This window comes from Variovorax sp. IB41 (genome assembly GCF_016405905.1).
Classification (GTDB): domain Bacteria; phylum Pseudomonadota; class Gammaproteobacteria; order Burkholderiales; family Burkholderiaceae_C; genus Variovorax.
Map to the genome: position 1 here is coordinate 214,143 of NZ_JAEFCB010000001.1, position 11,955 is coordinate 226,097.

Sequence of the window (11,955 nt, forward strand, 5' to 3'; positions counted from 1 at the left end):
CGCAAGCTGACCTGATCGCCGGAAAGGAATCCAGGGCATCTTTCGCGGAGATCTACAGAGGGAATTTGGCTTGTTGTTTGCCGTGCCGCCGCTTCGCAAATGAGCCAATTGCAAGAAGAGCGCGGTCGATGGAGAGATGACCGAAACGCCAACACGGTCGGAAAGGCGAACGCGCCGGCGAAACGGCGCGACGCGGAATTACGCAATGTGCGCACTGCGTAACCATGGAAATCGCGCAGCCGAATAACGCGCCGCGCGATCAAGCCCGAATCGATGCAGCCCGTCAGTCCTTCCAGTCCGCCGCATGAATGGCCGAGACGATCGTCCCCGCCGCCTCGACCAGCAGCGGCCCCACCTCCTCACGCAGCGCATGGCTGTGCAGCCAGCTCGACGCGCCGCCGACCGACAGGCCCAGCAGGGTCCGTCCGTCACCAACGACCACCGGCACGGCCGCTGCTGAAATCGAAGGGTCCCACTCGCCTTCGGTCGTGACGAAGCCGCAGGCGTCGAACTGCTGCTGCACCTCTGCGAGCCGCGCCTTCACGGCGGGCCAGCCGTCACCCTCGGCCTGCGCGATGCGCTGCATGAGCATCTCGCGCTCGCCCGGCGACATGCCGCACAGCACCGCGCGGCCCATCGACGTGCGCGCGATCGGCAGGCGCGCGCCGACGTCCAGGCCGAGGATCAGCCGCGCGGTGCTGCGGCTGTGCGCGACGTAGATCATCTCCAGCCCGTGCCGCGCACCCAGCGACACGGCGGCCTGGCACTTGTCGGCCAGCGCCTGCATGGTCGGGCGCGCGATGCGGGCGATGTCGAAGTTGCCGAGCATCGAGAAGCCCAGGCCGAGCACCGCCGGGCTCAGGGCGTATTCGCCCACGTCCTCGCGGTGCTTGAGGTAGCCCATGGCCGTGAGCGTGAAGGTCAGGCGCGACACCGTGGCCGGCGGCAGCGCGATGCGCCGCACGATCTCGCGGTGGCTCAGCCAGCGGTCCTGCGGCTTGAACACGCGCAGCAGTTCGATGCCGCGCGCCAATGCGGCGATGAAGCGCGGGTCCTTGGTTGCTTCGTCGGCATCGACCGAACCCGCGGCGTTTCGTTTTCTGCCCAATTCAATCTCCTTATTCCGATATGCGGAATATATTGAATCACAGGCACGCGGCCTGCTGCATTGCACCTCAGGGTTCTACCGATTCGGAGAATCCCTTAAGGCTGTTTACAGCATTGGAGTGCGCTTCTAGACTTTGACGGGATTGGAAATCATATTCCGCAGAACGGAATATGAAAGAACAGTCCTTGCGTCGAACCGAAACCGCTTCCAAGGACAAATCCTTCCATGACCCTCGGCCCTTCCCCTTTCACGCCCGCCAGTGCGGCTGCCTCGCGGCGAACGGTGCTCATCGCCGCGGCCGGCGCCGCGACGCTCGCCGCCTTGCCGGCACGCGCGCAGAGTTTTCCGAGCCGGCCGATCACGCTGATCTGCCCCTGGCCCGCCGGCGGCTCGACCGACCGGCACATGCGCGCGCTCGCCGAACTGGCCGGCAAGAACCTCGGGCAGCCGGTCATCGTCGAGAACAAGCCCGGCGGCGGCGGCACCACCGGCCCCGGCACCATGGCGCTCACCGCCAAGCCCGATGGCTACACGATCTCCCAGTACCCGATGGGCATGCTGCGCGTGCCGCACATGCAGAAGGTGCAGTGGGACCCGCTGAAGGACTTCACCTTTCTGCTCGGCGTCTCGGGCTACACCTTCGGCCTCACGGTGCGCGCCGATTCGCCCTTCAAGAGCTTCAAGGAATACATCGAAGCCGCGCGCAAAGACCCCGGCAAGATCGACTACGGCTCCACCGGCGTGGGCACCTCGCCGCACCTGCTGATGGAGGAGCTGGCCGCCAATGCCAAGGTCACGCTGAACCACATCCCCTTCAAGGGCAACGCCGACCTGCAGCAGGCGCTGCTGGGCGGGCACGTGATGGCGCAGAGCGACGCGAGCGGCTGGGACAAGTACGTCGACGGCGGCCAGATGCGCCTCCTGGTCACCTTCGGCGAGAAGCGCACCAAGCGCTGGCCCAGCGTGCCCACCGCACAGGAGCTGGGCTACGGCGTGGTCTCGACCTCTCCCTACGGCCTCGCCGCCCCCAAGGGCATGGACCCGGCCGTGGCCAAGGCCCTGCACGACGCCTTCCGCAAGGCGATGGAAGACCCCAAGCACATCGAGCTGCTCGACCAGTTGAACCAGGACGCCTGGTACCGCAGCGGCGACGACTACGCGAAGTGGGCGCGCGAGACCTACGCCAAGGACAAGCAGCTGATCGAAAGGCTCGGCCTGGCTGCGAAGTGAAAGCAATGAGATCGCTTTTTTGAACAACAACACTGGAGACAAGAAGATGAGAAAGACAGACACAGAAATCAAGCAGCGACCGCTGCGTGCATCGGGGCTGCTGCTCGGCACGGTCGCATTGGCGCTGGCCGGCTGCGGCGGCAGCGGTGGTGGTGGCGGCGGCTGGGCCGGTTGGCCTGGCGGCAATGGCGGGAACGGAGGCAACGGCGGCAATACCCCTGGCGACAAGCCGGCCGTGACGGTGCAGAGCCTCTCCTCGCCCGAGAAGATGACCAGCGGCAACGACACGCTGATCCAGCTGAGCTCCAGCGACGGCAGCGCCGTGGCCGGCGTGAAGGTCGTGCTCAACGACAAGGACGTGACCGACCAGTTCAAGAAGGCGCCCAACGGCAACGCATCGCTCGGCCTTCTGACCGGCCTCGCGCAAGGCGAGAACACGATCGAAGTGCGCGACGCCGCCGACGCCTCCAAGCTGCGCGGCAGCCTGAAGCTCACCGCCTACCCGATCCAGGGGCCGATCCTCTATGCGCCGCAGGAAGGCAGCTTCCACTGCCAGACCGACACCTTCAACATCTATCCGGGCGGCCCCACGCTCACGACCGGCGCGAACACCGACGCGAACTGCGCCGCGCCCACCCGCATCGACTGGGTCTACCACGACGCCACCAAGGCAGGCACCGCGGTCTGGCAGAAGTACGACCCGGCGAGCCCGCCGGCCACGGTCGAGCAGACGACGTTGCTCGATGGCAAGAAGGTGCCTTACATCGTGCGGCTGGAGACGGGCGTCATCAACCGCGGCATCTACCAGATCGCGGTGCTGGGCGACCCGGCCAACAACCCGAATCCCACCGCGACGAATCCGCCGAGCGGCTTCAACGGCCGCCTGGTCTATCCCTTCGGCCAGAGCTGCGGGGGCGGCTGGTATGTGCAGGGCCGATCGCTCGGTCCGGTGGGCGGCTCCACCAATTCGGCGAACGGCGCAGCGGGCGACTTCAATGCGCTCAACGACCTGCCGCTGAGCAAGGGCTTCGCGGTTGCGAACTCCACGCTCAACTACTTCGGGCAGAACTGCAACCACATCATCTCGGCCGAAACCATGATGATGGTCAAGGAGCGCTTCATCAAGGCCAACGGCCCGGTGCTCTACACGATGGGCTGGGGCAGCTCCGGCTCGGCGATGCAGCAGAGCATGATCGCCGACACCTACCCGGGCCTGCTGGACGGCATCGTGATGCTCAACGGCTTCCCGGACAACGCGGGCCCGCAGAGCATGGAGGGGCGCCTGTTCTACAACTACCAGCTCAACCACACGAAGAACGGCACCACGCAGAACGGCACCTACGTGCCGGTGCCCAACACCGCCTACGACCCGACCTACGACAACGCCACCGCGGCCAAGCGCGCCGCCGATGCGACGCTGCCGATGTGGACCAACGCGGAAATCGCCGCGGCCTCGGGCTACTCGACCTACCACAGCATGCGCCAGCAGGCGAGCTTCTGGGCCGCGCGAACCGATTCGGTGCTGCGCCCCGCCAACCAGGGCGATCGCGACAACGTGATGGCCGGCAGCGGCAACAGCTCGGTGTTCAACGCGATCATCGGCGCGAGCGAGAAGTACAGCCCGGCCAACGTGGTCGTGAGCGCACCGATGGGCGTGCTGCCCGCACCGCCGGTGAGCCTCCTGGCGGCCAACCCCACGGGGCTGCGACCGAACGTCACGGACCACAACCGGAACGTGCTCGGCATCGATCCGGCCACCGGCTTTGCGCGCTCGTTCTCGGGCAATGCCGGCGTGCAGTTCGGCCTGAACGCGCTGAACACCGGGCAGATCACGATGGCGCAGTTCATTCACCTGAACGAGAACATCGGCGGCCAGGACCCCGACGGCAACCTGGGCACCGCGCGCATGCAGCCCGACCCCATCGCGCTGAAGGCGGCCTACCAGACCGGCATGATCGCGTACGGCGGCGCGGGCCTGGCGACCACCGCGATCCTCGACCTGGACGGCCTGAACAACGAGTTCACCGGCGCGGGCGACATGCACCTGAAGTTCTTCCACTACATCCTGCGCGCGCGCATCGCGGCGGCGACCGGCAAGTTCGACAACCACGTCATGTGGAACGGCATGGCCAACGTCGCCGCGTTCAACCCCGATCCGAACGCCAACCACGCGACGCCCGTCCAGGCGCCGCGGCCGGCCAAGACCGGGCGCACGATCGGCGCGATGCAGAAGGCCTTCTTCGCGATGGACCAGTGGCTCACCACGCTGGCCAACGACAAGTCGGCCGAGCCGCTCGCGGTGAAGGTCGTCAAGACCAAGCCGGCGACGCTGGTCGATGGCTGCTTCGGCGCGACGACGGCCGGCGCGGCGGACGACTTCATCGCCGAGCCGCAGGTCTTCGGCGGCTTCAACTCGGTGTTCGTCAACGGCAACGGCGGCAAGTCGCCGGCCGGCACCGTGGGCACGGGCTCGGCGCCGTCGCGCTGCAACGCGATGTTCCCCGCCTCGTCGTTCCCGCGCTTCGAGGCCGGCGAGCCGCTGCAGTCGCGCACGATGCAATGCCAGTTCCGCCCGGTCGATGCCGCGGACTACGCCGGCTACGCCGCGCGCAATCCTGGCTGGACCGGCGGCGCGCGCGATGCGGATCTCGCGAAGCTGCGCACCGTGTTCGCGAGCGGCGTGTGCGACTACACCAAGCCCGGACTTGAAGAGCAGCCGCTGGCGGGCACGTGGATCCAGGTCACTGGCGTGAACCAGATGAAGGTCGGGCATCCGTTGAGCCGATAGGCTGTGCGTGCGGTGGGGGCCGAGGCGCGAAAGCCCTTGGCCCCCGCTGCCTCGCCGGAATCGAAAGACGGGCAAGCGCGCCTCGCTGCCTGCGGCGTTGTCCGACACCGGCGCGCAACAAAAAGCAATAACGTCTCGCTCGACAGTGGCTGCATGCCGCTCTGGCTTTCCCCAACGAGATCCGAGAAAAAATGGCCGATGGCAGCAAACCAGTCGAGAACAACGAACCGGCCCCAGATCCCAGCGCCCCCCTGAACCTCGGATTGATCGCCGATGCCGACTATCGGCTGATGATCGACTCCATCACCGACTACGCGATCTTCTTTCTCGACCCCGACGGCATCGTGCTCAGCTGGAATGCGGGGGCCAGGCAACTCAAGGGCTACGAACCCCACGAGGTCATCGGGCGCCATTTCTCCATCTTCTATCCCCCCGAGCTGCTGGAGAAGAACTGGCCGCGGCACGAGGTCGAAGTCGCCACGAAAACCGGACAGTACAAGGAAGAAGGCTGGCGCCTGCGCAAGGACGGCACGCGCTTCTGGGCCAGCATCGTCCTCACCCGCCTCACGAGCCCGGACGGCACGCTGCGCGGCTTCTCCAAGATCACCCGCGACCTGTCGGAACGCCAGCAGCAGGACGACCTGCTGCGCGCGAGCGAGGAGCGCTTCCGGCTCATGGTGGACGGCGTGAAGGACTATGCGATCTTCATGCTCGACCCGAGCGGCTACGTCGTCAGCTGGAACAAGGGCGCCAGGGCCAACAAGGGCTACGAGGCGCACGAGATCATCGGCAAGCACTTCTCGGTGTTCTATCCGCCCGAGGTGTCCGCCACGGGCTTTCCCGATACGGAGCTCAAAGTCGCGCGCGACGTCGGCCGCTTCGAGGACGAAGGCTGGCGCGTGCGCAAGGACGGCAGCCGCTTCTGGGCCAGCGTGATCATCACCGCGCTCTTCGACGAGACGGGCCGCCACCGCGGATTCGCCAAGGTCACGCGCGACCTCACGGAGCGCCGGCGCATCAGCACGCTGGAAGACGAGGGCCGCCGCATCACGACCTTCCTGGCCATGCTCGGGCACGAGCTGCGCAACCCGCTCACGCCGATCTCCAATGCGGTGGCGATCATGGAGCGCCTGGGGAATGGGGGGAACGGCGTGGACGCCAAGACGCTCGCGCGCATGAACAACATCATCGCGCGCCAGCTCAAGCAGATCACGCGGCTGGTGGACGACCTGCTGGACGTCGGGCGCATCACGAGCGGCAAGATCCACCTCGAATCCAAGCCGGTGCAGCTGGCCGAGGTGATCGACGAGGCGGTGGAAATGGTCAAGCCCTCCGCCGACGCGAAGCACCACGCGCTGGTCGTGCAGAGCACCGCCACCGATGCATGGATCGCCGGAGACCGCGCCCGCATGATCCAGGTGGTGTGCAACCTGCTGAACAACGCCGTCAAGTTCACGCCGGACGGCGGCCGCATCGAGGTGCGGCTGCGCAAGAGCGGCGCCAACGCGGAAATCAGCGTCAGCGACAACGGCCCGGGCATCGCGCCCGCGTCGCTGCCGCGCGTCTTCATGCTGTTCGCGCAGGGCGAGCAGGAAATTTCTCGGCCGCACGGCGGACTGGGCCTCGGGCTCACGCTGGTGGAGCAGTTGGTGACGCTGCACGGCGGCGACGTCAGCGCCTTCAGCAAGGGCATTCCGGGCGAAGGCACGGAATTCATCATCCAGCTGCCGCGCGTCGCGGCGCCGCTGGAGAAAAAAAGAAACGACGGCGCCGACACCGGCAAGGTGGTGCTCGTGGTCGACGACAACCGCGATGCGGCCGAGACGATGTGCCTGCTCGTGGAGAGCCTGGGCTACGCGACCCGCACCGCGTTCGACGGCCCTTCGGCGCTCGATGCGATCAAGGTCGAGCAGCCCGACATCGTGCTGCTGGACATCGGCCTGCCGGGCTTCAGCGGTGTCGAGGTGGCCCGGCGCGTGCACCGCGAAGTCGCCCATCCGCCCAAGCTGCTGGCCATCACCGGCTTCGGCCAGGCCTCGGACCGGGAGGCGAGCCTTGCGGCCGGCTTCTATGCGCACCTGACCAAGCCGATCGATGCGCATCATCTCGAGGGCCTGCTCGAGCGCCTGCTGGGCAAGCCCTGAGCGCTCCGGCGCCGGTTCAAGCGCCGGTTCAAGCGCCGGAGGCCGCGCGCTGCTTCACGGCAGTGCTCGCAGTGCCCGCCCTGGCCTGCTCGGCCGCAACCTCGGTGGCCGCCTGCGCCTTGGCGGCCGCCACCGACCCGTGGGCATTCGCATAGACCTTCGTGAACTCCGCGCCGAGCAGGAAGATCTGCGCCGCGTAGTACACCCAGGCCAGCAGCACCACGAGCGATCCGGCCGCGGCGAACGATTCGTTCACGCCGCTCTTGCCCAGGTAGAGCCCGATCAGCACCTTGCCCACCTCGAACAGCACGGCCGTCACCGCCGCGCCGATCCACACGTCGGGCCAGGCGATCGGCGCGCTCGGCATGAACTTGAAGATCATCGCGAACAGCAGCGTGAGAATGCCCAGCGAGACGACCGCGTTCAGGCCCTGCAGCAGCAGCTCCCAACCGGGAAAGAGGCCCGTGCTCCAGCTGCCCACCGCCGCCAGCCCCGCGCTCACGACCAGCGACACCATCATCAAGAAGGCCAGCCCGAGGATCAGCCCGAACGACAGCAGCCGCGCGCGCAGGATGCCCCACACGCCGCTGGGCTTTTCGCGCTCGGGCACGTGCCAGATGCGGTCCAGCGCGCTCTGCAATTCCGCGAACACCGTCGTCGCGCCCACCACCAGCACCACCACGCTGATGCCGCCCGCGATCAGTCCGCGCGACGGCTCGCTCGCGGCCTTGACCAGCCCCTGCACCACCAGCGCGCCGTCGCGCCCGATCAGGCCCGACAGCTGCGCGGCGATCTGGCCCTGCACGGCTTCGGCGCCAAAGAGCGCGCCCGCCACGGCGATGACGATCACCAGCAGCGGCGCGAGCGAAAAGGCCGTGTAGTACGAGATGGCCGCGCCCATGCTCGGCGCGAAGTCGTCCACCCAGGCCATGGCCGCGTCCTTGCAGAGGCGAAGAAGGCCGGCGGCTCTTGTCATGGCACCCCTTCCGCGCAGAACGCCAGGAACTCGTTGATCTCCGCGGCCTTGTCGAAGACGGCGTCGGCGCCCAGGGTCAGGCACTGCGCGCGGTTGTCCGCGGAAGCCGCGTTCGTCAGCGCCACCACCAGCCCGCACTTGGGGCCCAGCGCCGCCAGCGCGCCGAGCACGCCCAGGCCGCTGCCCTGCTTGAGCAGGAGGTCCACCACCAGCAAGTGCCAGCCGTCGCGGTTCGCCTGCAGCCACGCCACGGCCTCCGCCTCCGAGGTCGCGGTGCCGACGATTTCGGCCCGCAGATAACCCTCCAGCACGACCCTCAGGCTGTCCTGGATCGTCGGTTCGTCTTCCACGATAAACACGGCGCGCGTCATGCGAAGGAAGCTCTCTCTTTCGCCTGCGCACAGGTGTAGGCAGACAGCGCGTCAGCATGTTGGCCGCAACGGGAAATTGTCCGACCCGCGGATGGGCGCAGTGCCCGCGCGTGCATCGCGGCGCGAGGCAAATCGTGCGCTCATCTCCACCTCTCAAGCGAAGGAATCCGCATGAAAGCCCTCACCTATCAGTCATCGAAAAACGTCAGCGTGCAGACGGTGCCCGACCCCGTCATCCAGCAGGACGACGACATCGTCCTGCGCGTGACCGCCACCGCCATCTGCGGCTCCGACCTGCACATCTACCGCGGCAAGATCCCCGACATGGAGTCGGGCGACATCCTCGGCCACGAGTTCATGGGCATCGTCGAGGAGACCGGCAAGGGCGTCACGCAGCTGAAGAAAGGCGACCGCGTGGTGGTGCCCTTCACCATCGCCTGCGGCCAGTGCTTCTTCTGCGCCAAGGCCCTCTTCGCCGCCTGCGAAACCACCAACCCGGGGCGCGGCGCCATCCTCAACAAGAAGAACCTGCGCTCGGGCGCGGGCCTCTTCGGCTACTCGCATCTCTATGGCGGCTACCCCGGCGGCCAGGCCGAATTCGTGCGCGTGCCCAAGGCCAACACCGGCCCGCTCCTGATACCGCCCGGGCTGGCCGACGAACAGGTGCTGTTCCTCTCGGACATCCTGCCCACCGGCTACCAGGCGGTGGTGAACGGCGACGTCGGGCCGGGCTCCAGCGTGGCCATCTTCGGCGCGGGGCCGGTCGGCCTTATGGCGGCCGCCTCGGCGCGGCTGCTGGGCGCCGAGCGCATCTTCATGGTCGACGAGCATCCCTACCGGCTCGCGTTCGCGCAGGCCACCTACGGCGTCGACCCGATCAACTTCAGGGACATCGACGACCCGGCCGGCGCGATCATCGAGCGCACCGATTTCCGCGGCGTCGATGCGTCGATCGACGCGGTGGGCTTCGAGGCCAAGGGCAGCGCGGTCGAGACGGTGCTCACCGACCTGAAGCTCGAAGGCTCCAGCGGCAAGGCGCTGCGCCAGGCCATCGCGGCCACGCGCCGCGGCGGGGTGGTGAGCGTGCCGGGCGTGTACGCCGGCTTCATTCACGGCTTCATGTTCGGCGACGCCTTCGAGAAGGGCCTGACCTTCAAGATGGGCCAGACGCACGCGCAGCAGCACATGCCCAAGCTGCTCGAACACATCCAGGCCGGGCAGCTCAAGCCCGAGGTGATCATCACGCACCACATGGCGCTGGAAGACGCGGCGCGCGGCTACGAGATCTTCGAGAAGGCCGAGGAGGAATGCCGCAAGGTCGTGCTCACGCCCTCCGGCCCGGCGCAGCCGACCGTTGCTACCGCCGCTACCCCGGTCCCATGAACCCGAAGCGCGCCTGCAAGGGCGTGCTTTCCGGCAGCACGTAGACCACGCCCTTGCGCTCGCCGAGCACGGGGCGGATGTGCGTGTCGTAGAAGCCGGCCGGCACGTTGATGCAGCCGTACGAGATGCGGTTGTCGGCCACGCTGGGCGTGGCCAGGCGCTCCAGCCGGCGCTCGGCCTTGTTGGTCGCGCGCACGCGGTGCATGGAAACCGCGGCGTCGTAGTCGACCCACACGATGTCCTCGCCCTGGAGGTTGCGGCCCGGCTCGCTCCTGAAGCGGCCCGCGGGGGTGGTGCGCTCGTCGGGCCGGATGTCGGCCATCTTGCGTTCGCCGATGCCCGGCACGGAATCGTCGCCGTGCGCCAGACCCAGCAGCACGGGCGAATCGCCGCGCAGCCGGCCTTGCGCATCGAAGACGAAGACGCGTGCCTTCTTCTTGTCGATCACGGCGAACGCCTGGCCCTGGTTGTCGGCCGCGGCAACGGCCGCCTTCGCGAACCGCAGCGCATCGGGTTCGGTGGCCGCGGCTGCGGTGCAGGCCGCGGCAAGGGTGCAGGCAGCGAGCACGGCGAGCCCGCGGCCCGCGATGCCCGTCCTGGGTGAAGGCAAGCTCATGCGCTCAATTGCGGTCGGCGCGGGCCTGGCGCATCGGCTGGTCGCTGGGCATCGTGGAGCCGCTGTTCATGTTGCCTTGCGATCCTTGCGACATGGTCGAGCCCGAAGAGGTCGTGCCCGAGGACACGGAACCCGACGAACTGTTGTTCTGCGGCGTGGTGCCGGTGGTGCCCATCGGGCCGCCCGACGGGTTCTGCTGGCCCGCGGCGGTGGCGGGATTCGCGGGTGCGGTGGTGGGCGGATTGCCCTGGGCAAAAGCGACGCCGGCGGCGCCGAGTGCGAGGGCTGCAATGAAGCTGGAAGTACGGGTCATGCTGGTCTCCTTGGGTTGAGCCGGGCGGACGCCCGACGCTCATCAAGCTAGGAGGTCGCGGACTGCAAAAGGTCGGTAGACGGCGCGGCCGGCTGTAGGAGACAGCAACTGCGGCTGTCCTCAATCCAGCGTTTGCAGATAGGCCGCGATGTCCCGCGCGTCCTGCTCGGTCACGCCCATCTCGGGCATCGCGGTGAGCGGATCGACCTCGCGCGTGTGGCGCAGCCAGCGCACCATGTTGTCGGGCGTGTTGGCGAGCCTGCCGCCGATCATGGCGCGCCTGGCCATGCCGGCCAGCGGCGGGCCGACGTTCGGAAACGAACCCGTCGTGCCGGGAATGGTGTGGCACGCGTTGCAGGCGTACTGCGCGAGGGCGCGCTGGCCGCGCCGCACGCTGTCCTGCACCTCGCCGGCTGCGCGCGGCCCGGGTCCGCACGCAGGCCCGGTCCACCCAATCGGTGCGCCCTGCCCCGACGGCGCCATTGGCGCGCTCGCCTTCGCGTACTGCTGCGGCGTCATGTCGGGCAGCCGTTCGAGAAACGCGACCAGCGCCCACAGGTCTTCGTCGGACAGGCGGTACTCCCAGGCGGGCATGCCGCTCATCTTGATGCCGTTCTTCGTGACCCAGTAGAGCTCGCGCGCGTTCCAGCGCTGGCGCGCATCGACCAGCGGGCCGCGCAGCGGCTGCATGCTCTTGCCGATGTCGCCCTGCGCCACGCCCGGCGCGCCGTGGCACTGCACGCACTTGTCGCGAAAGCACGCGGCGCCGCGCAGCACAAGCGCTTCGTCGCCGAGCGGCGGCGGCTCGATGCCGCGCGCCCGCAGGCGCACCGATTGCCGCATCGCCGTCTCCAGCAGCGAGTACACCGGCTGCGTGTGCTGCGCGGTCGCGGAGACGTTGTAGAGGCCGCCCCACACCATCCATGCCCCACCGGCCGCCGCGGCCAGGCCGAGCGCGGCGACGGTGAGAAGGATGGTCTTGGGCGTCCCCATTTGGCGGCATTGTCCGACGCGCGGCAGGGCTCG

Annotated in this window: 10 protein-coding genes; 4 read left to right on the forward strand and 6 right to left on the reverse strand. The window is 68.1% G+C overall.

Going from position 1 to position 11,955, the window contains the following annotated elements:
• Positions 1–283 precede the first annotated feature (283 nt).
• A complete protein-coding gene (locus tag JC881_RS00995; RefSeq protein WP_198783853.1) occupies positions 284–1,108 on the reverse strand; it encodes an IclR family transcriptional regulator in 825 nt (274 codons plus the stop codon).
• Positions 1,109–1,333: 225 nt separating this feature from the next.
• Between JC881_RS00995 and JC881_RS01000 the strand changes: the two genes are divergently transcribed.
• The 3 genes from JC881_RS01000 to JC881_RS01010 all read left to right on the forward strand — a co-directional run bounded on the left by JC881_RS01000 (position 1,334) and on the right by JC881_RS01010 (position 7,270).
• The gene (locus JC881_RS01000; RefSeq protein ID WP_198783854.1) at positions 1,334–2,338 is read left to right on the forward strand and encodes a tripartite tricarboxylate transporter substrate binding protein; all 1,005 of its coding nucleotides are present in this window, start codon (positions 1,334–1,336) and stop codon (positions 2,336–2,338) included.
• 46 nt (positions 2,339–2,384) lie between these two features.
• Positions 2,385–5,126, forward strand: a complete 2,742-nt coding sequence (locus tag JC881_RS01005; protein ID WP_198783855.1) for a DUF6351 family protein — start codon at positions 2,385–2,387, stop codon at positions 5,124–5,126.
• Positions 5,127–5,317: 191 nt separating this feature from the next.
• Positions 5,318–7,270, forward strand: a complete 1,953-nt coding sequence (locus tag JC881_RS01010; protein WP_198783856.1) for a PAS domain-containing hybrid sensor histidine kinase/response regulator — start codon at positions 5,318–5,320, stop codon at positions 7,268–7,270.
• A 28-nt stretch (positions 7,271–7,298) separates the two neighbouring features.
• On the opposite strand, the gene JC881_RS01015 is transcribed toward JC881_RS01010, so the two are convergent.
• On the reverse strand, positions 7,299–8,246 hold the full coding sequence (locus JC881_RS01015) for a YihY/virulence factor BrkB family protein (protein ID WP_198783857.1): 948 nt from the start codon (positions 8,244–8,246) through the stop codon (positions 7,299–7,301).
• Positions 8,243–8,617: a response regulator gene (locus JC881_RS01020; RefSeq protein ID WP_198783858.1), complete on the reverse strand. Its 375-nt coding sequence runs from the start codon at positions 8,615–8,617 to the stop codon at positions 8,243–8,245. The genes JC881_RS01015 and JC881_RS01020 overlap by 4 nt, the downstream gene beginning before the upstream one ends.
• Positions 8,618–8,788: 171 nt before the next feature.
• On the opposite strand from JC881_RS01020, the gene JC881_RS01025 reads away from it, so the two are divergent.
• Positions 8,789–10,000 carry a zinc-dependent alcohol dehydrogenase gene (locus tag JC881_RS01025; protein ID WP_198783859.1) on the forward strand — a complete coding sequence of 404 codons (1,212 nt, stop codon included), beginning with the start codon at positions 8,789–8,791 and terminating at the stop codon, positions 9,998–10,000.
• Here the strand turns inward: JC881_RS01025 and JC881_RS01030 are convergent.
• The 3 genes from JC881_RS01030 to JC881_RS01040 form a co-directional block, all read right to left on the reverse strand.
• Complete coding sequence (locus JC881_RS01030; RefSeq protein WP_198783860.1) at positions 9,984–10,616, reverse strand: L,D-transpeptidase; 633 nt, start codon at positions 10,614–10,616, stop codon at positions 9,984–9,986. The two genes, JC881_RS01025 and JC881_RS01030, sit on opposite strands and share 17 nt — an antisense overlap.
• 4 nt (positions 10,617–10,620) lie before the next feature.
• Complete coding sequence (locus JC881_RS01035; RefSeq protein WP_198783861.1) at positions 10,621–10,929, reverse strand: proteophosphoglycan ppg4; 309 nt, start codon at positions 10,927–10,929, stop codon at positions 10,621–10,623.
• Positions 10,930–11,049: 120 nt separating this feature from the next.
• A complete protein-coding gene (locus JC881_RS01040; protein ID WP_198783862.1) occupies positions 11,050–11,922 on the reverse strand; it encodes a c-type cytochrome in 873 nt (290 codons plus the stop codon).
• Between the last annotated feature and the right edge of the window lie 33 nt (positions 11,923–11,955).

Excerpts from the sequence above, each read along its gene's own strand:
- JC881_RS01005 (WP_198783855.1), top strand. The coding sequence starts at position 2,385 with ATGAGAAAGACAGACACAGAAATCAAGCAGCGACCGCTGCGTGCATCG.
- JC881_RS01040 (WP_198783862.1), bottom strand. The coding sequence starts at position 11,922 with ATGGGGACGCCCAAGACCATCCTTCTCACCGTCGCCGCGCTCGGCCTG.
- JC881_RS01000 (WP_198783854.1), top strand. The coding sequence starts at position 1,334 with ATGACCCTCGGCCCTTCCCCTTTCACGCCCGCCAGTGCGGCTGCCTCG.
- JC881_RS01025 (WP_198783859.1), top strand. The coding sequence starts at position 8,789 with ATGAAAGCCCTCACCTATCAGTCATCGAAAAACGTCAGCGTGCAGACG.
- JC881_RS01035 (WP_198783861.1), bottom strand. The coding sequence starts at position 10,929 with ATGACCCGTACTTCCAGCTTCATTGCAGCCCTCGCACTCGGCGCCGCC.
- JC881_RS01030 (WP_198783860.1), bottom strand. The coding sequence starts at position 10,616 with ATGAGCTTGCCTTCACCCAGGACGGGCATCGCGGGCCGCGGGCTCGCC.
- JC881_RS01015 (WP_198783857.1), bottom strand. The coding sequence starts at position 8,246 with ATGACAAGAGCCGCCGGCCTTCTTCGCCTCTGCAAGGACGCGGCCATG.
- JC881_RS01020 (WP_198783858.1), bottom strand. The coding sequence starts at position 8,617 with ATGACGCGCGCCGTGTTTATCGTGGAAGACGAACCGACGATCCAGGAC.
- JC881_RS01010 (WP_198783856.1), top strand. The coding sequence starts at position 5,318 with ATGGCCGATGGCAGCAAACCAGTCGAGAACAACGAACCGGCCCCAGAT.